Raw genomic sequence first — 23,573 nt, 5'->3', positions numbered from 1 at the left:
CCCCCGTACCGCGTACAAGCGCCCGCCCCTCCCCCGTACAACACCCGCCTGTACACACGCACCCGCGCGGTTCACCATCGCTCGAAGATCCATCCTGCTGCCGACGTCCGCCGTCGCCCCCTCGCGTTCGTCCTCCGGTCCGCCCGAGCGCGCAGGTACGCCGCGTGGTGTCAACTGGCTTGGATCCGTACGCCCGTTGTCAGACGCTGCTGGCAGCATCACCGCCATGAACGCCACCCGTACCACCCCACCGCGGCCTTTCGACGTCATCGCGCTCTTCCCTCAACTGGCCCCGCTGGCCCGCACGGCGACCCGGCTGCACCCACGCCCCGGGGCGNNGCCGAGCGGCTGCGCCGCGACCCTCAGGCACCCGAGTGGACCCCCGAGGAACGGGAGACCTGGGAGCGGATCAAGGCTGGCCGACCGTGGTTCGACGGCCCGATCCCGCTCCTCCCCGTCGCCCAGCTCTACGCCCGCGACGTCCCCTTCCTCCGCCCGCCCGACGCGGACCTCCTCCAGGTCCTGTGGTGCCCCTTCGACCACGAGATGGCCCACCCCAAGACCGCCCTGTTCTGGCGCTCCTCCGCCACCGTCATCGACGTCCTCGAAGCACCGCCCGAGCCGCCGATCGTCCAGCACGGCTGCTACCTCCCTGAGCCGTGCCTGTTCTCACCGGAGCAGGTCACCGAGTATCCCCACCCCAGCGAGCTGGACAAGGAACTACGGGACCAACTGGACGACGAGAGCCGCTGGGAGACGATCGACTCCGCGCGGTACAGCGCGTACGCGGACGACCCGGGCGAGCTCTACCTGTGCAACCTCTCCACCGCGCCCGGCTGGAAGACCGGCGGCTGGACCCGCTGGAGCCCCACCGACCCCATACCCCGCCCCTGCCCCGAGTGCGGCACCGAGCAGGTCCCGCTCCTCACCATCGCCTCCTGGGAATGGGACGGCGGCAGCGAGACCTGGATCCCCGAGGAGGAACGGACGGCCTCGTCCCCGCCTCCCCGGACCACCCCCACATCGAACTGCTCCAGTGAGCCCTCGCGGAAGTCCTCTGCCCCGTCGTGTGCACCGCGATCGCCGTGGAGTGAAAGCGGTCCAGACGGAGATCGAAGTACTGTCTCCGGCAGCGCGGCAAAGCGCTAGGGTTGCGGATCAAAGTGGCGTTCGTCTACTTATGTGCCACGCACGGAGTCACCGTGTAGAGACGTGAGCGGGGTCGTCCGAACCACACGAACCGGCTCTCCGCTGTATCACCTGGGGGGAACTCGCCATGACCGAAGCTCCGATGGACGCTGCCGACATCGACGGGGACGACGACGCGGACCGGAAGGTCGTCGAGCAGGAGCGGGCCGAGCTGAAGCAGTTCATCAAGGGGCTCAGCACGGACGACATCAAGTCGGGCAACTGGTTCGCCAAGCTCCTCGCCCACGCCATGAGTTCCTACACCGAGAAGGTCGACTGGCAGTACTTCCAGGAGCGTTACGAGGGCGTCCCCGCGGATGCCATCGTCGATCAGCGGATCAAGATGGCGTCGCGGTACGCCGCGCTCGAAGGCGGGCTCTCCGCCGGGGCCTACACCGCAACCGTTGTCGCCACGCTCGGGAGCGCCGGTGGTGCCTCGCCCGCGACCGTCCCGGCCGCGGTCACGACCATGATGGTCGACGTCGCGTTCATCACCCGGCTCCAGCTCCGCCTGGCCTACGACGTCGCGGTCCTCTACCGGGTCCCGCTCGACCTGTCCGACCCCGAGGACATGTGGAAGCTCATCCGGGTGGCCTTCACGATCAAGAGCGGGGAGACGGTCCAGAAGGGTGTGACCAAGGCGGTCCCGGCCATCATGAATGCGGCCGCTGATCAAGAAGTTCTACTCCGGAGAGGTGCTCGCCGCCGCGAAAACGCTCCCGGTCGTCGGGAGGCACCTCCTGCAGAAGAACGTCATCAAGATCGGCATCCCCCTGGTCGGCGTTCCCCTCGCAGTGGTACTGAACCGCTACACCACGCTGCTCGCCGGCCGCCACGCGCAAGCCGTCTTCCGGAACGAGGCGCGGGTGATCGAGCTCGCCGAGGGCATGAGCAGGCGGAGTCGGCACCCGCGGTTGCTGCTGTGGGTCGCGTGGTTTGTCATCAGGGCGGACAAGAAGATCACCGATGACGAGGCGCTGTTGATGCGGCACCTGGTGAGGCTGGTCCGGGAACGGCATCAGGTGGTCGACAAGGAGCTCGCCGACCTCGTCGACATCGACCCCGTCGAGGTGTGGGACCGCATAGACGCCGAGCCGGGGGATTTGAGCGACGTCGTCGACGCGGCCGACCGGGTGGCCACCGTGGACGGCGACGTCACCTCGCGCGAGAAGGCGGTCCTCTCCGAGCTTCGTGATCGCTGCCTCCGGGTCTGACGCCGTCCTGCCGCACCCCCCACGAGGGTGGCGATCCGACGCGTGAGGTGCGGCCCGCCGACTGCCCTCACGTCACGGTCCGCCGCCCCGTGTACAGCACGCTCCCGTACGAGCGGCGCCCCTGGTGGCACGCCCGGCCCGGCCGTCACGCTGACCGCATGCACAGCCCTTCCTCCCGGCGGCAGGGGCCCTGCGGTCCCACCGTGCCCGCCGAGTTCGCGATGGCCTTCACCTCCACCCTGCGGGGCGCTCGCCTGGCCCGGTTGCTCGTCTCGCACTGCCTGGACTCCTGGGGCCACTCCTACGGCGGCGGCGTCAACGAGACGCTGGCCCTGATCACCGCCGAGCTGTGCGCCAACGCCGTACGGCACGGGCGGGTGCCCGGCCGGGACTTCCACGTCCGGCTGGCCGCCGAGGCGGACGGCGGGCGGCTGCGCCTGGAGGTCTCCGACACCCGCGCGGAACGCCGGCCCGCCATCACCGCTCCAACGGCCCCCGACGCCGAGGCCGAGACCGGCCGCGGCCTCCTCCTCGTCACCGCCCTGGCCGACGACTGGGGTGTCACCGACCGTCGTTCCGGCCCCGGCAAGACCGTGTGGGCGGTGGTGAGCACCGCGTCGAGCGAGCGGGTCGACCCCCTCCGGCAGGCACCACCCGCCGCCCCACGCCGCCGAACCGCCGTCGAGCCCGTGACCACGGGTCCCGCATCGACCAGAGCGACCCACCGAACCGATGACACGGCGGAAGCCGCGCACCACGGGCGCGCTGTCGGTGACCCGCCCTAATCTGCTCCCCGTGCCGGGTCGCCCCGTCCCGGGCCGCGGCGAACAGGCCGGAGAGCACGGCTGCGCGGCAACGCATCCGGCCCACTCCCCCGCACCGCGATCACCGACCCGATAGGTTCGTCCCATGCCTGGCCGTCTCCTCGAACTGCACGTCGAGAACTTCCGCAGCCTGCGCGACGTGACCGTGCCCCTCGGTCCGCTCACGGTGTTAGTGGGCCCGAACGGCGCGGGCAAGTCCAACGTGCTGAAGGTGTTCGACTTCCTCGCCGACATCATCCGCACCGACCTCCAGCCGGCGCTCGACACACGCGGCGGGTTCGACGAGGTGGCCTTCTGGGGCGGGAACAAGCCGCCGACGACCATGCGCCTCCACCTCAAGGCGACCTGGACGACCAACTCCACCCTCAACGCGCCGGACGAGTACAGCCTCACCATCCGGCGCCGCTCCCTGCGGTTGAAGCGGACCGACGAACGGCCGTCCTATTACAGCCTCTCCCGTGAGGAGAGCTTCGCTTTCAAGCGCAGGCAGGGGCGCGGCCGACGCATCACCATCTCGGGTGAGGAGGCGCGCATCCTCGACGTGCGGGCGGGTGAGAGCAAGGACAGCGGCAGCTTCGGTATCCGGAGGCTGAGCAGCGGCCTGTCCACGCTTCCCCGGCTCGGTCCCTCCGACGGCGGCGACGAGGTGACGCGGGTGGCCGACCGCCTGTCGTCGTTCCGGGTCTTCGACGTCGACGTGGAGGCGGCCCGGCAGCCGACCCGCCTGCGCGGTTCGGACTTCGCCACCCTCTCGCCACACGCCGAGAACCTGGCCGGGTTCCTGATCCACCTCAGCGGCCGCGAGGAGACCTGGAACGACCTGGTCGCCGACGCCCGTACGGTCCTGCCGCATCTGGAGAACATCGAGTTCGAGGAGGTCGGCGGGTCTACCGACCAGCTGACCGTCGTGCTGCGCGAGCGCGGCCTGCGCCGCCTGACCCCGCTCGCCGACGCCTCCTACGGGACGGTCCGCCTCCTCGGGCTGCTCGCCCTGCTGTACGACCCCAGCCCACCGGCGTTCACCTGCATCGAGGAGATCGACCACGGGCTGCACCCACAGGCCCTGGAACTCGTCGTGCAGCGGCTGCGCGAGGCCTCCGAGCGGACCCAGTTCATCGTGGCCACCCACTCGCCCGCGCTCGTCAACCGGCTGCGCCCGGAGGAGTTCGTCGTGTGCGACCGCGACGACGACGGGGCGTCGATCATCCCGGCCCTCACCGTCGACGAGGTGAAGGAGATCGTCGAGGAGTCCGGTGAACAGCCGCTCGGCGAGCTGTGGTTCTCCGGCGTGCTGGGCGGCGACCTCACCGGAGGCGAACTGTGACCCCGAAGGGGCGGCAGGGCGGCGGCCGGGCGTCCCGGGAACAGGGACGAGGCGTCATCGTGCTGGCCGGCGAGGACCAGAACGACTGCGAGATCATGGCGGCGCTGATACGCGCGCACCGGCCCGACCTGAGCACCACCGCCAAGCTGGTCCGCATCAACGACCCGGTGCGGCTGCGCAGGAAGTCCGGGGCGGACCTCGCCGCCGCGGTGAAGGCGCTGGCCGGCAAGGCACGGGCCAAGGCGCGTCAGCAGCGCGCCGAGTTGCTCGGGTTCGTCGTCCACGAGGACCTGGACGGCTACACCGACGCCCGGTACGAGCGGATCCGCAAGACGCTGGCCGACGAGTTCGCCCGCCAGTGCCAGGAGTTCCGGACCGCCCTCGCGCTCGCCGCCTGGGAGAGCGAGGGCTGGCTGCTGCTCTTCCCCGAAGCCTTCCCTCATGTCCGTCCACGCTGGAAGGTCCCCGAGCGGCTGCTCGACAAGGACACCGGCCGCATCAAGGACGCCAAGGAGGAGCTCAAGCGGGGGCTCGGTCTGCCGGTCTTCCGGGAGAGCGACGGCCCCGCGGTCGCCCGCAAGGCGCTGGAACACCGGCTGATCCCCGCCCCGCGCGGCGGCAACCGCTCGTACGCGGACTTCGTCGGGGACCTCGCGGACTGGACCTGACCTCCGGTCCCCCGGTGCGGGGCGGCCCCGGGCCGCATCAGCCGCCGGACAGTGCCGCCGCCACCGACCGGAACCAGGCGCCGTGGGAGAACGGCTCGGGCGGCCCGACCTCCATACCGAGTTCGGCGGCCGCCAAGGCGTAGTCCCCCTCGTCCAGGGGGAGGGCGAGCAGCTCATGGAGTTCACCCACGAGGCGTGCGACCACGTGGGGGTCAGTGGTGGCGGCATAGTCGGCGACGGCGGCGTCGTGATCGGCGAACTCGTCGACGATGTCCTGCGAGAACCAGCCGCCGAGCAGTTGCGCGGTCTCCGGGAAGCGCGCGTGCCACTCCCAGTGCGTCTGTGGAGACGACGGCTCCGGGACGTCGCCTTCCTCGATGCTCTTCTTCAGATGGTCGGCCAGCACCATCAGCCAGTCACCGATCTCGGACTGGGGCGTCCCGGTGTCCGGGATCGCGTAGAACTCGCCCAGCCCGAGCCGGATACGCCCCGGCGGATTGCGGCTGTACTCGCGCAGCTGGCGCTCCGCCTCCGCGACCGCCCAGGGGCGGGAGTGCCAGGTGTGACGGAGGTAGGCGTCCAGCGCGCGGCTGCGCCGCTCCGGGGTGTCGTCGGCAGGCTGCCCCAGGTAGGCACGCATCACCTGGTCCAGCTCGCCGTACCGGCGGTCGTGTTCGAGGGGCTTCATGGACATGCGCGGACAGCCCCTACAGGTAGAACGGAACGGTCGTGCGGACGACGAAGCCGTGAGGGCTCGACGGCTCGCGGCGCAGCACCACGCGCGCCGCGCGGACGTCGACGGGCCCGCGCCCGGCCAGCAGGTCCCCCTCCAGCTGGACCCGGCCCACGGGCTCCTCACGGGACGGCCAGGCGGCCTCGATGGTGAGACGGGCCCGGGTGCCCTGGGCGAGCCAGCGGTGGATGACCTGCTCGTTGGCGGTCACCACCTGCTGGGTGGCCCAGTGGGCGGTCTCCCGGTCGGAGTAGGAGGCGGAACGGGTCAGCACGAAGGCATCCTCTCAAAGCATCTGGCCAGGAGCTGCGCTTGTTCGGATCAGTAGTCGGAGAAGTTCCAGAACATGCCCACCTCGGTGTCGGAGACGACGATCAGGCCGCAGTCCTCCGAGTAGTCGTCGGTAAGCGCCAGCGGGCTGTAAGCCCAGCTCGACGACGTGAAGTCGAGCGTGCCACGGACATGGCCGGGCTTGTTGACGTTGGTGTGATAGGTGGCCTCGTCTCCGTACCGGGCGAGGATCGTGCGTGCCATCGCCCGCAATTCCTCCTCGCTCTCCGTGAAGCGCTTCAGGTTGGACAGGGTGCAGCAGTCGTCCGTGAGGGCCAGCAACAGGTTCTCGGCGCTGGCCCGGTCGATCTCATGGAGACGCGGCGCGATGTACTCCGGAGGGTGGACGGCGAACGGATACGTGGGGTACGTCTCGCGCTCCGGGGCCTGCGCCGTGTCGTCGAGACCGGTCCAGCCCCGGGGATCCGGTACGGCCCGGGCCATCAGCGCGAGAACGTCGAGGATCCAGTCCTCGTGGCGTCGCGGACCCGTGGCGTCGTACGGGAACGCGTCCTCGAAGAGGTGGCGTACTGCGGCTTCCCAGGCGATTCGGTCGACGGACATGTGGCGCTGACCTTTCTGTGCGGGGTGTCAGACCTTGGAGGGCATCGACGTCATGACGGTGAACGGCGGGGTGCGGCTGCTGTCGTAGCGGATCCGCGTGTCGATGCCGTGCACGTCGTACGCCTTGGCGTTCATGCCGCCCTGTTTGTACCCGGACAGCGGGTCGTTCGGGTCCACCGGCTGCTTGAACACGCTGCGGCCGCTGGTCTCGCCGTTCGGCGCCGTCGAGTGGAAGTCCTCGACCGTTCCCTCTCCCGGCGGCGGCGGGCCCTTGATCCACGCCTCGATGGCAGCCTTGTTCTGGTTGAGGTTGTACTCGGTCAGCTCCTCCGCCCGCTGGTAGTCCGGGAAGGCCGAGGCAGCTTTGGGATACGGCTTGCCGTACGGCCAGGTCTGGGTCGGTGTCGGATTCGACTGCTGGTCCCGCAGGCGCTGAGCGAGCTGCTCGTCCGTCTTGCCGACGTGCCTGTCCAGGGTGTGACCGTGCTCCAGGTACTCGTTGGCGGCGAGGTCGAGGTCGTACCTGCCCGATGAGTCGATCTTCAGCCAGACCTGCGAGTCCTTGAACTCCTCCAGGGCCCGCATCCCGAAACCCTGTGCCCGCGCCTCCTGAGCCTCGAACTTCGGGGCGCTCCGGTGCGCCTCGTCCAAAGGGCCCATGAGCGCGTCGAGTTTCGGAACGAGCGCATCGACCCGTCGGTTGTACTCGGTGACGATCGCGTTCAGCCTGGCGGTGTCCATGTTCAGGACGATGCCCTGGCCCAACTGGCTCGCGCCCTTGGCGACCCCCTTGGCCACGCCTTTGAGGAAACCCTTGACGTCGTCCATGCCGACGCCGTCCTTGAGGTTGACCTCGACCTTGGGGATCGCGTCGCGCACGGCCTCGATGTAGACGTCCCACACCTCGCGGTTGAGGTAGACGGCCGCCTCGGCGAATTCGTACAGGAGGTCGCTGACTTTCTGAGCCGTGTCGAACAGCACGCTCATCACGGGGTGGGTGGCGGTCTGCGAGGAGGAGCTGTCGTGTTTCCACTCGTAGCCCTCACGGCTCTTGCCCCACGACGTCGTGCCCCACAACGAACTGCAGAAATGACGCATCGCGTCATGCCACTCGCTGTTGCTCTGCTGCGTGATGCTGTTGACGTTCCCGGTCAGCCCGCTCTCCGCCATGGAGAGCGAGGTGGTCGTCGCCATCCACGCCTTCGACAGCGAGTTCAGGTAGTGCTGCTGGGGAAACGGATAGACCTCGGCGACCTTGCCCATCCGGAAGGCGTGCTTCACCACCGGCCTCAGCACGTCCCGGACCGGCTCGGGCACCCATTCGAGGACCCTGCGGACGAAGTCGTCGCCGCCGTCGTCGTCGCCCCACTTCAGATCGGGCACGGAGCCGTAGACGGGCGGCTTCTCGATGACCTTCGGCAACGGCTGGACGACCGGCTTCGCCTTCCCTGTGGGGTCGTTGGCCGCCTCCGCCGTCGCATAGGTGTTGGCCGTCGAGGTGAAACCGACCGCCGCACCGCCGATGCTGACGACGCTCTTGGCCCAAACTTCGAGGAAACGGTTGCCCACCTTGACGTACGAGGTCGCGAAAGCCTGCGGCGAGGTGCCGTAACCGCCGGCGTCCGGGTACGTGCGCAGCCCGTCGAGCAGGGTTTTGGCGCCCTTGTCCATCACCGTCTGCTGGCTCGCCACACCGCCGGAGACGCGGTGGAGGTCGGTCGGCTTGACGTCTATGGTGCCGTTCTGGCCCGGCGGTGGCGTCCCCATCAGCCGGCCCCCCAGCCGCGCAGCACGGCCTGGTGTGCTGCCACATAGTTGACGTGGCTCGTGGTCGCGCACTCGTGCAGCCACTTCTGGGCCGCCTGGAGGTCCTGGGCCGAGCGGTCCCACTCGTCGAGTTTGTCGACGAAGACCTCGCGGGCCTCTCCTTCCCAGGACAGGACGACCGGCACGACCCGATCGCGGAGGTCGTCCAGACCGTCGTTGAGCTTCTTGAGAATGTCCTCCAGGTCGGCGGCGAGCTCGCGGAGGGTGGCGAAGGAGACGGCGATGTGCCCGTCGTCCGCGCTTCCGGTCGTCATGGTTCCCCGTTTCACAGGTGTCGTCGCGGTCCGGCAGGGAGCCTCTTCAGGGGTGTCGGGATCAGAACGAGTCGAGGCTGCTGCGCGGGTGGGCGGGAGCGGTCGTCTCCGGGTTCGGGGTCGACAGCTTGTCGACCTCGCTGTCGATGTCCACCTGGACGCTGCGCAGTTGGGCCACCACGTCCAGTTCCCGCTCCGTGAACCCGTCCCGGCTGAGGCGCACGGCCTGCTCGATGTGCCGGATCACTTCACGGATGCGCACGGCGTCCTCGGCCGCCGCCCGGTGGAACCCGCGGTAAGCCGTCGCCGCCGGTCCTCGCCAACCCGCTTCGATGCGATCGACGATCGCGTCCATCCGCTTCACCTGCTTGTCCAGGTGATCCTGCATGTCATCCAGGTCGTCGGCCAGTTTGGTGAGGTCCTGGCCCGACACCTTCAGATCGGCGCCGCCCTCCTGGCTCGCGCCTGCTCCACCTGTACCCATGCTTCCTACCTCCGCCCCCGTGACTTCGGCATGGCAAACCGCGTGTGCACGGTGATCGTAACCTCGTGCTCCTCCGAAGCCGGCGCCCGCAGGGGGCCCGTGGAAGGGCCGTCGACGGGCAGGCACGGCGCCTTCGGCCATGGGCGTCACCGGGCACCCACGTCCCGTCAGTGCCGCGCGTCCGGAGTCCGGGATTCGACCAGGTGGGTACCGATGTCCGAGGTGGGCGTTATTTTTGACGCTGATCGTCACGAGGTCCTCGCCGCCTGTCACGGCGGGATGCGCGCGGCGGTCCCGTCAGCCGTCCTGTCCGAAAGGTCCTCGTGAAGCCCACCCTGGCCGCCGCGCAGCTCCGCGGCAGTCTGACGCAGTACCTCACGACGACGTACGCGCTGGCCGACGAGGACACGCGGCTCGCGCTGGAGCGGTTCCTCGGGGACCCGGAGACGGGCATCTTCCGGGGGCCGTACCTGCGGATCAGGACGCCGTTCCACCCCGCCGACGACGGGTGGCGGTCGGCGCTGGAGTGGCAGCCGTCGTTCACGCCGTGGCGGCACCAGGCGAAGGCTTGGGAGCGGCTGAGCACGTACCGGGGGACGGCCGAGCCCACGCTCGTGACGACCGGCACCGGGTCCGGCAAGACCGAGTCGTTCCTGATCCCCGTGCTCGACCACTGCCGGCGGCAGAAGGCGCTGGGCCGGCGCGGCGTGAAGGCCGTGCTGCTGTACCCGATGAACGCGCTCGCCACCGACCAGGCCGGCCGTGTCGGCGACTACCTGGCGCAGCCGGAACTGGCCCAGGTGACGGCCGGTCTCTACATCGGGGACAAGCCGGACACGGACTTCCGGCGGGTGATGACGCGGCGCGAGGAGATGCGCCAGTCTCCGCCGGACGTGCTGATCACCAACTACAAGATGCTGGACCTGTTGCTGCAGCGGGCCGAGGACCGGCCGCTGTGGGAGGGGGCCGACCCGGCGTACGTGGTGCTGGACGAGTTCCACACCTACGACGGCGCGCAGGGCACCGACGTGGCGATGCTGCTGCGCCGGCTGGCGGCGGCCGTGGGCGCCTCGAAGCCGGAGCGGCCGCTCGGGTCGATCTGCCCGGTGGCGACCTCGGCGACCCTCGGCGAGGGCGGGGGCGACACCGGCGGCATCCTCACCGTCGCCGAGCAGGTGTTCGGCGTGCCGTTCGGTCCGGACGCGGTGATCGGTGAGGAGCGGCTGAGCGCCGACGACTTCGTCGGCGACATCGACTACGAGCTGCCCGAGCCTCCCAGTCCCCAGGAGGTCATCGACGTGTCGGGCGGACCGGAGGTCGAGTCCGACCCGGACCGCCTCGACCTGGACGGGCTCGCCGAGCGGCTGCTGGGGCGGGGCGGCCTGGACGCCTTCCAGATCGGACGGCTGCTGAGGAAGCACGACTTCACCCACGGCGTGCTCGCGCTGCTGAACGGCGAGCCGCTCGACGAGTGGGGGCTGCGGGACCGCATGGCCCGCTTCGGGTACGCGTGGGCGCGCACCGCGCGGGACAGCCCGCGGCTCGCGCTGGAGGCGCTGTCGCGGTTCGTGGCGCTGCTGTCGTCCGCGCGGGACCCCGGGTCCGACGAGCGCAGGCCGCGTCCGCTGCTGCACATCGAGGCGCATCTGTGGGTCCGGCCGGTGAGCCGCATTCTCGGCGGAGTGGGCGCCCGGCCGGAGTTCCGCTGGTACGAGGACGAGCGGACCGTCGCCCGGCGTTCCGCGCTCACCTCGGGGTCCGCCTCCGAGGATCCGTCCGAGAGCGACGAGTGGCCGGCGGTGGACTCGCGTCGGCCCCAGGCGCTGCCGGGTTCGGACACCGTGCAGCGGCCGGCCCAGGCCCATCTGCCCGCCGTCTACTGCCGTGTGTGCGGCCGCTCGGGCTGGGCGGCGCTGTCCCCGGAGGCCGATCCGCAGAAGCTGGAGACCAGCCCGCAACGGATCTGGTCGGCGGCCGTCGGGCGGGACAAGCGGCGGCTGCGGTACTTCATCTCGGCCACGCCGGCCGAGGCTCGGGACGCCCTCGCAGCGCTCACCGGCACCGCTCCGAAGCAGGCCGGCGGTGCCGACCCGCAGTCCGTGGTGGTGCTGGACGGGGCGCAGAGCACCTACCGCCTGCCGGTCGCCGAGGACGGGGAGGGGCTTCAGGACGCGTGGTTCGCGCGGGCGATCCTGGACAAGAAGACCGCCGACCAGGCCGCCAAGGACGACACCTGTCCGGCGTGCAACACGGACAACGGCATCAGGTTCCTCGGCACCGCGCTCGCCGCGCTGGCCTCCGCCACGGTCACCCAGCTGTTCACCGGAGGCCACGAGATCGCGCTGGCGCCGGAGGAGCGCAAGACGCTGCTGTTCAACGACTCCACGCAGGACGCGGCGCATCGCGCCGGGTACGTCGCCAACGCCTCGTACAAGTTCTCGCTGCGCTCGCTGCTGGCGCACCAGCTGGACGACGACGGTGTGCCGGTTCCGCTCAACGACCTCATCGGCGACGTGCTGGACTCCGTGGACGACCCGCAGACACTGGCCGCGGTCGTCCCGCCGGACCTGCACGACGAACCGGGCGTGGACCGGCTGCTGTCGGGGCGCGGCACCGGGGACGCGCGGACGTGGAAGCTCATCGGTGAACGGCTCGCTTTCGCGACGGTGATGGAGTTCGGGCTGCGGTCACGGCTCGGGCGCACCCTGGAACTGACCCGGACCACGGCCGCGGAGGTGGTGATCGCCGCACCGGACCGGATCGTCGCTCTCGCCCGCGACCTGCACCTCACCCTGCCGGGACAGCTCGGGCTCGACGGCGGCCTGCCCACACCCGACCGGTACCTGGCGTACGTGCGGGGGCTGCTGGAGCGGCTGCGGCTGCGCGGCGGTGTGCGGCACCGGTGGCTGGACACCTGGATCAGGGAAGCGGGCGTCAACCAGTACCTGATCTCCGGGCAGCGACCGGAGGGCATGCCCGCCTTCCCCGAGGGGTATGTGGCGCCGCCGAGGTTCCTGCTCGCCGGCCCCAAGGAGAAGACGAAGTTCGACACGATCACCGGTCGCGGCACCTGGTACCAGGACTGGACGCGACGCTGCCTCGGCCTGGACGCGACACAGGCGACCGAGTACCTGCGCAGGCTGCTGCCGGTCCTCGCGGACGAGGGCGTGCTGTCGGCGCGCACCGCCAAGGACCGCACGACCCGCGTCTACGGCCTGCAGCCGGGCCACATCCACGTGCGGCTGCTGGCGGACGACCTGGTCAACAAGGCCTTCGTGTCCTGCGAGGAGTGCGGCTGGCAGCAGGTGGTGCCGCCCGAGCGGCGCACCCGCTGGTACGGGCACCCCTGCCCGCGCTGGCGCTGCACCGGCCTCCTCACCCCTCCCCAGTACGGCATGTCGTCGACCGGAGCGGGAAGCGGCGGCTTCGGCGGGAAGCTGGAGCGCGACTACCGGGCCGACTACTACCGCCGTCTGTATCTGACCGGCGGCACCTACCGGGTCGTCACGGCCGAGCACACCGGCATGCTGACGCGGCCCGAACGGGAGCGCGTGGAGCGGACGTTCCGGCAGGGCACCCACTACACCGACCCCAACGTGCTCTCCTGCACGCCCACCCTGGAACTGGGCATCGACATCGGCGACCTGTCGGCGGTGCTGCTCGGTTCGCTGCCGGGCGGCCCGGCGAACTACGTGCAGCGCGCCGGACGCGCCGGACGCCGCACCGGCAACGCCCTGGTGGTCGCCTTCGGCGGGCGCCGGGCCCGCGACCGGTACTACCTGGACGACCCGACCGAGATGATCGCCGGTGACATCGTTCCGCCGGGCTGCTACCTGTCGGCCGTCGAGATCCTTCGCCGCCAGTACACGGCCCACCTGCTGGACCGGGCGGCGCGCGGCGAGCTGACGACGGCGGACGGTGAACCGCTCATGCCGGTGCCGCGCCTGTCGTCGGCGCTGTTCGGCACGACCGGCTGGTGCCAGGACCTGTCGGACGCGGCGCTCACCCATGGGGCGCGGCTGGTGGAGGAGTTCCTGGCACTGTTCCCGCAGGCGCCCGGCGGCCCGGACGCCGACCGGGGGGTGTCCGCGCACGCGGCGGACGAACTGCGCGCCTACGCCACCGGAGGCATCGCGCGCGCCCTGCAGGAGGCCGAGGAGGAGTGGACGGTGCGCCGCGAGGAACTGCGCCGCCGTATCGCCGCCATCGACACCGCCGTGGACGGGCTGCTCGCCGAGGACCGCGAACAGGGCGCGGAGCGGCGCGAGCTGCTCGCGGAGCGGCGCGCCACGGGCGAGCTGCTGCGCGAGCTGAGCCAGACCAGCGCGCACGGCTCCCTCGTCGAACTGGGCCTGCTGCCCAACTACAGCCTCACCGACACGACGACGTCACTGGAGGCCACCCTCTACTGGAAGGAGGCCGCCGGGGACGACGAGGGCCCCGAGGCCCCGGAGGGCGAGGACGAACGCCGGGGGTGGGTGTACCGCAGCGAGGTGCGCGACTACGAGCGCTCCCGCAAGCTGGCCCTGACCGAACTCGCGCCCGGCAACAGCTTCTACGTCAACGGCTACCGGCACGTCGTGCGCGCCCTCGACATCGGCAGCCCGGAGCGGCGCGCCTGGGCCGTGTGGCGTCTCTGCCCGGCCTGCGGGTACGCGCGCACCCATGGCGACCCGAAGAACGACACCTCACCGTGCCCCCGGTGCGGTTCCCGGGAGATCGCCGACGCGGGATGCGTGCACCACGTGCTGGAGCCCCGGCGGGTGATGTCCCGGGACAAGCGGGACGACGCCCGGGTGCGGGACGATCGTGACGAGCGGGACCGCAGGCGGTACGCGGTCCTCACCACGGTCGACATCGACCCGGCGCACCTGGCGGCCGGATCGTGGCGGCACGACACCGCGGTCTTCGGCGCCGACTTCACGCGCAGGGCCGTCGTCCGCACCCTGAACCTGGGGGTCGACCGGCAGGACGGCAGCAGTACCGTCCCGCTGGCCGGTGACGACGTGCGTCTGAACCCGTTCTACGTGTGCACGAGTTGTGGCGGGGCGACGGCGGACGGGCGGCCCGTCGTCGACCAGTCGCAGCACGCGCTCACCGCCTCGCTCGCCCGCTCCACCCGGGCCAGCGCCCACCACCAGCTGTGGTGTCCGCGCCGGCGGCTGCGCGGCAGCGGCGAGGAACAGGGCGCCGGTCTGGACGTACCGCTGCTGCTGGCGCACGAGCTGACGACGGAGGCCGTCCGCATCCTGCTGCCGGCTTCCGTCGCGCGGGCCAAGGAGCGGCTCGCCTCGTTCACCGCCGCGCTGTTCGCGGGCATAGCGGCCCGCTACGGCGGCGACCCCGACCACATCGACATCACCGCCGCGTCCATGCCGGACGGCGAGGACCGCGACTGGCCGCGCCGGTTCCTCGTGGTGTACGACCGGCTGCCCGGCGGCACCGGCTATCTGCACCGGCTGGCGACCTCCGAGGGCTTCCGCGAGGTCCTGCTGAAGGCCCGTGAGGTGATCGAGGGCTGCGGCTGTCTGGAGAAGGGGCTCGACGGCTGTCATCGCTGCCTGCTGCGCCGCGTGCCTCCCGCCGACTACGACAAGGTCAGCCGCAACGAGGTCCGGCAGATGCTGGACGAGCTGCTCGGCGCGGACGGTGAGCGCTGGCACACCTCGCCCGTCGCCACCACCCAGCACATCCCGATGCACCGGCAGGCCGAGAGCGATCTCGAAGTCCTGTACATCGACACGCTGCGGGAGTGGGCCGCACTCCCCGAGAGCCGTGCGAGCGGCGACGCCTACATAACGCCCGCCGGCACCCATGCGCTGGACCTGCGGCTGACCGCGGCCGACGGCACCACGCTGAGCTGGCGGGTGTCGCAGCAGCGCGTCCTCGACGGCACGCGCCCCGACGTCCTGTTCGAACGGGTCGACGCGCCCGGCCCGCGCGTGGCGCTCTACCTGGACGGCTACGAGTTCCACGCCGGCCGGGAGCACAACCGGGTCGGCGACGACGCGGACAAGCGCACACGACTGCGCGCGGAGGGGCTCCGGGTCTTCCAGCTCACCTACGGCGACGTGCGGGAATGGCAGCGCCGTGTCCGGGACACCGGCTACGCGGGCGCCGGCCCGGCCGACCCGGTGTGGGAGCCGTACGGTGACAAGGCCCGCGGCAAGGCCCGCGACTACTACGCCCAGGTGCGCTGCGGGCTGCCCGGTGAACTCGCGGAGACAGTCTGGGTCAATCCGGCCGTGCAGCTCGTGGAGTATCTGCGCCGACCGGACGCCGGGCGCTGGCAGTGGCGGGCGGAGGCCGCCCTGGCGGGCTTCATGGGCGACGGGGCGCGCCCCGTCGCGCTGGCGCCGGAGACGCTCGGCGAGCAGATCACGGTGGCGCTGCGGGGCGGAACGCCCACGGGGCCACGCGGGCTGGTGCAGCTGTTCACGGTCACCGACCGTTCGGGGCTGCCCCTGGTCCTCGCCGCGGACGGCCGGGTGAGGCCCCCGGCGTGGACCGGTGTCTGTCTCCTCGACGACACACCGGACGTGCATGCTCAGGAAGAGGCCCACAAGCGCCGCTGGCGGGCCTGGCTGTACTGGTCCAATCTGCTGCAGTTCCTGGACGGCGGCGGCGGTGAGGCCGTCCAGCTCACGGCCTCCCTCCTCGACGGGTTCCCCGTGGAGACCCTGGCGGTTACCGGCGGCAGCGGCGTCCTGGACAGCGTCCGCGCCATGCTCGCCCCCGCCGCGCCCTCCGACGCCACGCCCGCGTCGGCCGAAACCGTCGCGCCCCCGCCGCAGGCCCCGCCTGCGGCGGAGACGCCCGCAACGGGCGCCCGGGGCACGGCATGGGACCGGGTCGTCGAATACCTAGACCCGGACGAGCCCGGCCTGCTCGCACTCGCCGAGGCCCTCGCCGCACGCGGTGTCCCGGTTCCCGAGGACGGCTACGAGCTCGACGAGAACGGCTGGCTGGCCGAGCTGGCCTGGCCTGCCGCACGCGTCGGTGTCGTCCTCGCCCCGTGTCCGCCGGAGGGTGAGGACGAGGACCCGGAGGCCGTCGACCGCGACCGTGCGTTCGCCGCGGCCGGCTGGGAGGTGCGGCCCGCCGCCGACTGGACCGCCCACGACATCGCGGACCGCCTCGACGGTATGCCACCGGCCGGCGACCGGGGGCCTCGTGCCCCGCTCGACGGCACCATCACAGAGAACGGGGAGAACGGACGACCGTGACCGGCAAGAACGTGACGCTGCGCCTGCTCGACAAGGCGGACCGGGAGATCCTCAAGCTCCCCCGGCCGGTCAAGGGTGCGATCTACGACTTCCAGCACAAGTTCAAGACCAACCCCGACTCCGCGGGACTGCGCCTCAAGCAGTTGCAGGGGCACGACAAGCTGTACTCGGCGCGCGTCAACGACGAGTACCGCGCGCTGCTGCTGCGCCTGGCCGACGACGACTGGCTGATCGTCTCGGTGAAGCACCGCAAGGACGTGTACGCGCACCTGGACCGGCTCACCTACTCCGTGAACCGCGTCACCGGCGGCATCGAGTACGTGGACCTGCAGGTCGTGCAGGAGGAGGTGCTCAGTCCCGCGGCCCCGCGGCCCACCGAACCCGCCGCACCCGCCGCACCGGTCGCTCCGCGGCCGCTGTTCGCGAAGTGGTCGGAACAGCAGCTCACCGATCTGGGTGTGGCCCCGTCCCTCGTCCCGGTCGTCGCGGCGCTCACGACCGAGGACCAGCTCCTCGGCCTCGTCGAGTACGCACCGCAGCTCTCCGGCGAGGTGCTGCTGGCGCTGTACGACGGCAAGGAGTACGACGACGTCCTGGAGCAGGTCACCGCCCCCGTCGCGGTACCGGAACCCGTGGACCCCGAGGACTTCCGGGCCGCCGCCGAACGTCCCGCCACCATCGTCACCACGACCGACGACGCGCTGCGGGAGGCGCTGGAGGGCGAGGACTTCGGGCGCTGGAAGGTGTTCCTGCACCCCACGCAGGCCAAGCTCGTCTCGCGGGACTACAGCGGTCCGGCCCGGGTGGGCGGCGGGCCCGGCACCGGCAAGACGATCGTGGCGCTGCACCGGGTCAGGCACCTGGTCGAGCGGCTCCCGGCCGGCCGGAGCAAGCCGGTCCTGCTGACCACGTACAACAAGAACCTGGCGGCGGACCTGCGTTCACGGCTGCTCGCCCTGGGCGGCGAGGCGCTGCTGTCACGTGTCGAGATCAGCCACGTCGACCAGCTCGCTCTGCGTACCGTCCGTGAGGCGGAGCCCGGCAACCGCAAGCGGATCATCGACGAGGCGCAGGCGGTCCGCGAATGGCGCTCGCTCCTGGACGAGCTCGGTGAGGACGGCTGGGACGCGGAGTTCCTGCACGACGAGTGGACCCAGGTGATCCTCGGTCAGGCCATCACCTCCCGCACCGAATACTTCCGGGCACGCCGCGCCGGACGCGGACGCACGGTCAGCCGGCCCGAGCGTGCCGAGATCTGGCAGCTCGCCGAGAGGTTCGCCCAGCGCCTGGACCGGCTGGAGGTGCAGACCTGGGACCAGATCGCGGAGCGGGCGGCGCAGCTGGAGACTGAACGCGCCCGGCGGATCCAGGCCATCGACCGGCAGCGCGAGCAGGTCGGCGGCCTCGACAACATCCACGTGGCCGACGGTTCGGGCGGCTGGCTGCGCTACCGGTACCGGCACATCGTGGTGGACGAGGCCCAGGACCTGCGGCCCGCGCACTGGAAGATGCTGCGTGCGATGACCGCCCCGGACCGCAACGACCTCTTCCTGGTCGGTGACACCCACCAGCGCATCTACAAGAACCAGGTGACGCTCGGCAGCCTCGGCATCAACATCCGCGGCCGGTCGTCGAAGCTGTCGTTGAGCTACCGGACCACCCGGCAGATCCTGCGCTCCGCGCTGAACGTGCTCGGCGACGAGAGGTACGACGATCTCGACGGCGGCGGCGAGACCCTGGCCGGGTACCGCTCGGTGCTCAGCGGCGCCGTACCCGACCTGCACAGGCTGGGCGACTGGGCCGACGAGCGGGAGGCCATCGCCGCGCTGATCGAATCCTGGGGCCAGGTGCCGCGCGAGCAGATCGCCATCGCCGTGCCGACCAACGACATGGCGAGTGAAGTCGCGTACACGTTGGCCCAGCACGGCATCCGGGCGCTGGAGATCGGCCCGGACGGGCCCCGCGGCGACAGCGGCGTCCACATCGGCACGATGTTCCGGTTCAAGGGGCTCGAATACCAGCGCATGATCATCGCCGGGGTGACCGACGGGCTGGTGCCGCGCGCGAGCGTCCGGCAGCGGCGGACCACCGACCCGGCGCGGTACCGGGCGGAGATGCAGCGCGCCCGGTCCCTGCTCTTCGTGGCGGCCACGCGCGCCCGCGACAGCCTCGATGTCTTCTGGCACGGGGAGCCGAGCCCGTTCCTGGAGGAACTGATCCGGGTTCGGCCGCCGGCCGCGGCGTGACCGGCCTCTGGGGTCGTGCCGCGGTTCGCTTCGGTCGGCGCGGCATGACCGGCCCCTGAGGCACGGCGAACGGCCGGCGAGGATCCTCCGGCGGCACCCTGCGGGTCGCTGGGGCGGATCACCTTGGAGCCCGGAATGTCTCGACACCTCGGCACGGGCCGTCACTCTGCCCTGGCGATCGTGGTGACGGTCTCCTGCAGGCGCCGCGCTCCGGCCCCTGAAAACGAGACATGCCTGCGTCACGGCTACCAGCCGTCGCGCAGGCATGTCTGTTTCCGCAGGTGAGAGGCGCAGGGACTGGACCGCCACCACCTCACCCCCTTATCGAGCCGACACGGCTCGGGGCCCGTAAACGACGAAATACCGGTGAGTCACATGACTCGACCGGTAATCGTGAACGCTTGAGAACTATCTCGAGATGTCCCCTGCTGTGGTGTCCGAGGGGGGACTTGAACCCCCACGCCCGATAAAGGGCACTAGCACCTCAAGCTAGCGCGTCTGCCATTCCGCCACCCGGACCAGGTGTCTGCCGCCTGGCCGGAGGTGTTCCCCGCGGCGACATGGACAACAATACCAAGGTTTCGGAGTGGCTTTCACCTGCGTATTCGGGCCCCGGGGCGGAGTCGTGCGGGCCTCGCCGAGCAGGCCCGCACGGCTCTCACCTGGGGTGATCGGCTGGTCACGGTCGGATGGTCACGGCCTGAGGTGGTACTCGGGGAAGTTGCCCGGCAGCCGCTCCCCCGGCGGCCCCTGCGTGACCGCCTTCACCAGCAGCTCGCAGCCGACGAAGGCGCCGCGCCAGGACGCGCCGAAGCCGCCGAAGAGTTCCTCGCGGTCCCCGCGTGAGCGGGGCGCGCCGTGGCCGACCTTGAACGCCCGGATCTGCGGGGCCAGCCGCTCGTACGTCGCCCGGTCGTCGGTGGACAGGGTGACGACGAGCGCGCCGTTCGAGGCGTTCATGGCGGCGAGCAACTCCGCCTCGGTGTCGACGAGGACGATCGTGTCGACGGGGCCGAAGGGTTCCGCGTGGTGGAGCGGCGAGGACGGCGGCGGGTTCAGGAGGGTGACGGGCTGCCCGTAGGCGCTCGTGTCCTGGCCGGGCAGGAAGCGGGCGTCGGCGGGTCTGCCCCGATGCAGTGGGACGGCGCCCCGGTCGACGGCCTCGGCGACCTGGTCGGTGAGCTCCTTGGCCTTGGCCGCGTTGATCACCGGGCCGAAGTCGAGCCGCAGGAAGGGGTCGTCCGGGTGTTCGACGGCCAGCGGATGGCCGACCCTCAGGGTGCGGACCGCCGGGAGGTGCGCGGCGAGGAAGTCGTCGAACAGGGCGCGCTGGACGGACGAAGCGCGGGTAGGCCGTGCAGCGCTGCTTGCCGTAGTCGAACAGTTTGGGGACGACGGCGGTGAGCGCGTCCCAGTCGGTGTGGTTCCAGATGCCCCAGGTGTTCAGGCCCTCCTGTTCCAGGACGTGCCGTTTGCCGAGGTCGGCGACGGCCGTGGCGACCGCGGCGCCGGTGTCCCGGCCGCCGACGAACGAAACACAGCCGATCTCGGGGGCCCGCACCAACACCTCCGACAGCTCACGCCCGCTGCCGCTGACCAGGGTGACGGGGGATCCCCTCGCGGGCGGCGAGCGCGCAGGCCAGGGTGAGGCAGGCGACGCCGCCGTCGGTCGGGGTCTTCGCGATCACCGCGTTCCCGGCGAGGGCCTGGACCAGCATCGCGTGGACGAGCACGCTCATCGGGTAGTTCCAGCTGGCGATGTTGGACACCGGGCCGTCCAGCGGGGCCCGGCCCTCGGCCATGGGCTCGATGCCGTCGACGTACCAGCGCACCCCGTCGATGGCCTGGTCCACGTCGGCCCGGGCGAGCCAGCAGGGCTTGCCGATCTCCCAGACGAGCAGCAGGGCAAGCAGGGCGCGGTGGTGGGTGAGGGCGTCGAGGGTGGCGGCGACCCGGGCGCGGCGTTCGCCGAGGAGGACACGGCGCCAGGCCCGGTGATGGTCGAGTGAGGCGGGGACCGCCCGGTGCGCGGTGGCGGCGTCCAGTCGGGGCGGGCCCGCGACGGGGCTGGTGGCGGGCAGCGCCCGGCCGTCGGTCTGCCAGGCGTCGGACCAGGAGGTGCCCGCGGACTTCGAGACCCTCGTCCGCTACGACCTGCCGCTCGTCGGCATCGTCGGCAACAACTCGTCCATGAACCAGATCCGTTACGGCCAGAAGGCCCTGTACGGCGAGGAGCGCGAACGGGTGGGCAACACCCTCGGCGACGTGCACTACGACAAGTTCGCGCAGATGCTGGGCGGTCACGGCGAGGAGGCCCGCGACCCCGCCGACATCGGGCCCGCGTTGCGCCGCGCACGGGAGTCGGGCAAGCCGTCGCTCATCAACGTCTGGGTCGACCCGGACGCGTACGCCCCCGGAACCATGAACCAGACGATGTACAAGTGAGGTGACCTCGGCATGACCAAGGCTCGCGAAGGCCTGACGCCCGCGCGTACGGCAGCAGGCGGCCGCCCCGTGGTCCCGCACCACGGGGCGGCCGCCTGCTGCCGTTGTCGTGTCCGCTCGGGTCAGCACTTCTCCCGCAGCGCGTGCAGGTGCTCGCTGGAGCGGCGGGCGAAGGTGAACGACTCGGTGGGGTTGTCGTGCTCGGCCTGCCAGTGGTGGGCGAGGCGGTGGCCCTTGAGCCGGGTGACGGCCGAGATGAACTTCTGGTAGTCGATGTCGCCGTCGCCGACGTCCACCATGCGGTAGCCGAAGGGGTTCGACGGGTCGCTCTCGCCGTCCTTCACATGGAAGAGGGGGTAGCGGTTCGGGCGCCGGAGGACGTAGTCGAGGGGCTCGAACGGGGCGGGGGTGCCGTCGGGTCGCTTCGAGAAGCGGAACTGGGCGACGTACGCCCAGTAGATGTCCATCTCCAGGTAGACGAGGCCGGGGTCGGTCTCGCGGAGCAGTACGTCGTAGAGGCGGACCTTGGGGTTGTCGGTGGCGAAGGCGAACTCCTCGGAGTGGTTGTGCTGGTAGAACTTCATGCCGCGCGCCCTGGCCGCCGCCCCGTAGGTGTTGAACTCCTCGGCGGCCCGCTTCATCGCGTCGACGGTGGTGCCGTAGCGGAACGGGCCGGCGGCGGTGCCGATGTGCTTCAGGCCGAGGGCCTGGGCGTCGTCGAGGACCTTGTCGAGGTTCTGGGCGAAGGTGTACGCGTTCGGGTCGCTGGAGTAGTAGCCGACGTGGCTGCCGATCGGGGTCAGACCGTGGTTCCTGGCCAGCCGCTTCAGCTGGGCCAGGGTGATCGGACCCGCGGAGCCCTGGGTGTAGCCCGCGAACTCGACCTCGTCGTAGCCGTACTTCTCCAGCTCGGCGAAGACCGGGGCGAAGCCGAGGGTGGAGACCTTGTCGCGGAGGCTGTAGAGCTGGATGCCCAGGCGGCCGGGCGGCAGGACGGGGCGGCCCCGGCCCTTGCCCCCGGTGGCGGCCTCGGTGGCGCCGGCTGCCTGGGCGGGGGACGCGGCGGTTCCCAGGAGGGCGGCGACGGTGGCGCCCGCGGCCACGCCGAGCATGCCTCGTCTGCTGAGGCGGTGGGCGAGTTCGGGGTCGGGCTGGTGGGTGCGGCTCATGCCGGGGACTCCTTGGTGTGGGAGGGCGTTGTCAGTGGCGGGTGCTTCACTGGTGATCGGTGCGGATGTCGGACGGTCACGACAGACCGGCCAGTCGGAGCAGCAGTGCCTTCACATCGGTGGCCGCGAGGCGGTCGCCGACGGCGCGGGGGGTGGAGCAGATGAGGAGCGGACCGTCGTCGTCGCTCAGGGGGAGACGGCCGTGGCTGCCGCGCAGAGGTGAGGGGTCCAGGGGCACGACCGCCATGCGGTAGCGCAGCCCCAGCTTCTTGCGGGCCAGTGCGGTGGCCGCCTTGAGCTTCACGTACGGGTCGTGCGGGTCCAGGAACAGCTCGACCGGGTCGTAGCCGGGTTTGCGGTGGATCTCGACGGTGCGCGCGAAGTCGGGCGCGCGGTCGTCGTCGAGCCAGTAGTAGTACGTGAACCAGGCGTCCGGCTCGGCCACGGCGACGAGTTCGCCGGAGCGCGGATGGTCGAGGTGGTGGGCCTTCTTGCCCTCGTCGTCGAGGAGCTCGTCGATGCCGGGGAGACCGGCGAGGGCCTCCCTGGTCGCCTCCAGGTCCTCGGGCCGGCGCACATAGACGTGGGCGATCTGGTGGTCGGCGACCGCGAAGGCCCGTGAGGCCATCGGGTCGAGGTACTCCATGCCGTCCTGGGTGTGGACGTCGAGGAGCCCGGCGCGGCGCAGGGCGCGGTTGATGTCGACGGGCCGGTCCACGCGGGTGATGCCGTACTCGGAGAGCGCGACCACGGTGCGGCCCTCGGCGCGGGCGTCGTCGAGCAGGGGTGCCAGGGCCCGGTCGAGGTCGGCGGCCGCCCGCAGGGAGCGCGGGTCGTCGGGGCCGTGGCGCTGGAGGTCGTAGTCGAGGTGCGGGAGGTAGCAGAGGGTCAGATCGGGGTGGCGGGTGCGGTTGATGTGGCGGGTCGCGTCGATGATCCAGCGGCTGGAGACGAGGTCGGCGCCGGGGCCCCAGAAGTGGAACAGGGGGAACGTGCCGAGCTTGTCGGTGAGTTCGTCGCGCAGGGCCGGGGGCCGGGTGTAGCAGTCGGGTTCCTTGCGGCCGTCGGAGTAGTAGA

General features: G+C 71.1%; 15 protein-coding genes, 1 tRNA gene and 3 pseudogenes. 9 read left to right on the top strand and 10 right to left on the bottom strand.

Annotation, left to right across the window (positions count from 1 at the left end; translation table 11 throughout):
* Positions 1-339 precede the first annotated feature (339 nt).
* From AOK23_RS44200 to AOK23_RS00755, 6 genes and pseudogenes are all read left to right on the top strand, one after another.
* A pseudogene (locus AOK23_RS44200) lies at positions 340-1,149 on the top strand (hypothetical protein); the annotation flags it as partial.
* A 127-nt stretch (positions 1,150-1,276) separates the two neighbouring features.
* Positions 1,277-2,158, top strand: a complete 882-nt coding sequence (locus AOK23_RS00770) for a hypothetical protein (RefSeq protein WP_240496194.1) — start codon at positions 1,277-1,279, stop codon at positions 2,156-2,158.
* Positions 2,159-2,171: 13 nt separating this feature from the next.
* A complete protein-coding gene (locus tag AOK23_RS49190) occupies positions 2,172-2,402 on the top strand; it encodes a hypothetical protein (protein ID WP_240496193.1) in 231 nt (76 codons plus the stop codon).
* 158 nt (positions 2,403-2,560) lie between these two features.
* Complete coding sequence (locus tag AOK23_RS00765) at positions 2,561-3,187, top strand: ATP-binding protein (RefSeq protein ID WP_240496192.1); 627 nt, start codon at positions 2,561-2,563, stop codon at positions 3,185-3,187.
* 124 nt (positions 3,188-3,311) lie between these two features.
* Complete coding sequence (locus AOK23_RS00760) at positions 3,312-4,550, top strand: AAA family ATPase (protein ID WP_055710799.1); 1,239 nt, start codon at positions 3,312-3,314, stop codon at positions 4,548-4,550.
* A complete protein-coding gene (locus tag AOK23_RS00755; protein WP_240496191.1) occupies positions 4,547-5,218 on the top strand; it encodes a hypothetical protein in 672 nt (223 codons plus the stop codon). The genes AOK23_RS00760 and AOK23_RS00755 overlap by 4 nt, the downstream gene beginning before the upstream one ends.
* 37 nt (positions 5,219-5,255) lie before the next feature.
* Here the strand turns inward: AOK23_RS00755 and AOK23_RS00750 are convergent, their stop codons facing one another.
* The 6 genes from AOK23_RS00750 to AOK23_RS00725 form a co-directional block, all read right to left on the bottom strand.
* Positions 5,256-5,912 carry a contact-dependent growth inhibition system immunity protein gene (locus tag AOK23_RS00750; protein ID WP_055710798.1) on the bottom strand — a complete coding sequence of 219 codons (657 nt, stop codon included), beginning with the start codon at positions 5,910-5,912 and terminating at the stop codon, positions 5,256-5,258.
* A 13-nt stretch (positions 5,913-5,925) separates the two neighbouring features.
* Positions 5,926-6,225 carry an RNase A-like domain-containing protein gene (locus AOK23_RS00745; RefSeq protein ID WP_055710797.1) on the bottom strand — a complete coding sequence of 100 codons (300 nt, stop codon included), beginning with the start codon at positions 6,223-6,225 and terminating at the stop codon, positions 5,926-5,928.
* 47 nt (positions 6,226-6,272) lie between these two features.
* A complete protein-coding gene (locus AOK23_RS00740) occupies positions 6,273-6,845 on the bottom strand; it encodes a hypothetical protein (protein WP_055710796.1) in 573 nt (190 codons plus the stop codon).
* Positions 6,846-6,872: 27 nt separating this feature from the next.
* Entirely contained in the window at positions 6,873-8,612 is a 1,740-nt protein-coding gene (locus AOK23_RS00735; protein WP_157877906.1) for an RNase A-like domain-containing protein, read from the bottom strand.
* Positions 8,612-8,926 carry a WXG100 family type VII secretion target gene (locus AOK23_RS00730; protein ID WP_055710795.1) on the bottom strand — a complete coding sequence of 105 codons (315 nt, stop codon included), beginning with the start codon at positions 8,924-8,926 and terminating at the stop codon, positions 8,612-8,614. Before AOK23_RS00730 ends, AOK23_RS00735 begins: the two co-directional genes overlap by 1 nt.
* A gap of 61 nt (positions 8,927-8,987) precedes the next feature.
* The gene (locus AOK23_RS00725; protein WP_055710794.1) at positions 8,988-9,410 is read right to left on the bottom strand and encodes a WXG100 family type VII secretion target; all 423 of its coding nucleotides are present in this window, start codon (positions 9,408-9,410) and stop codon (positions 8,988-8,990) included.
* A 323-nt stretch (positions 9,411-9,733) separates the two neighbouring features.
* Between AOK23_RS00725 and AOK23_RS00720 the strand changes: the two genes are divergently transcribed.
* Positions 9,734-16,636: a DEAD/DEAH box helicase gene (locus AOK23_RS00720; RefSeq protein ID WP_055710793.1), complete on the top strand. Its 6,903-nt coding sequence runs from the start codon at positions 9,734-9,736 to the stop codon at positions 16,634-16,636.
* On the top strand, positions 16,633-18,882 hold the full coding sequence (locus tag AOK23_RS00715; RefSeq protein ID WP_055710792.1) for a UvrD-helicase domain-containing protein: 2,250 nt from the start codon (positions 16,633-16,635) through the stop codon (positions 18,880-18,882). The genes AOK23_RS00720 and AOK23_RS00715 overlap by 4 nt, the downstream gene beginning before the upstream one ends.
* A gap of 431 nt (positions 18,883-19,313) precedes the next feature.
* On the opposite strand, the gene AOK23_RS00710 is transcribed toward AOK23_RS00715, so the two are convergent.
* Positions 19,314-19,401: transfer RNA gene (locus tag AOK23_RS00710), tRNA-Leu, on the bottom strand.
* Positions 19,402-19,575: 174 nt separating this feature from the next.
* A pseudogene (locus AOK23_RS00705) lies at positions 19,576-20,996 on the bottom strand (aldehyde dehydrogenase family protein); the annotation flags it as partial.
* 13 nt (positions 20,997-21,009) lie between these two features.
* Between AOK23_RS00705 and AOK23_RS43980 the strand changes: the two are divergent.
* Positions 21,010-21,327 (top strand): annotated as a pseudogene (locus AOK23_RS43980) (thiamine pyrophosphate-dependent enzyme); the annotation flags it as partial.
* 122 nt (positions 21,328-21,449) lie between these two features.
* Here AOK23_RS43980 and AOK23_RS00700 read toward each other — a convergent pair.
* Complete coding sequence (locus AOK23_RS00700; protein ID WP_055710791.1) at positions 21,450-22,496, bottom strand: sugar phosphate isomerase/epimerase family protein; 1,047 nt, start codon at positions 22,494-22,496, stop codon at positions 21,450-21,452.
* Between the two features lie 76 nt (positions 22,497-22,572).
* On the bottom strand, positions 22,573-23,573 hold a 1,001-nt coding region (locus AOK23_RS00695), incomplete at its 5' end, for an alkaline phosphatase family protein (protein ID WP_055710790.1).

Source organism: Streptomyces torulosus (assembly GCF_001419765.1).
GTDB classification, from domain to species: Bacteria; Actinomycetota; Actinomycetes; order Streptomycetales; family Streptomycetaceae; genus Streptomyces; species Streptomyces torulosus.
The sequence above is the reverse complement of the archived record's forward strand: the minus strand, read 5'-3'. Positions and strand labels throughout refer to the sequence as shown.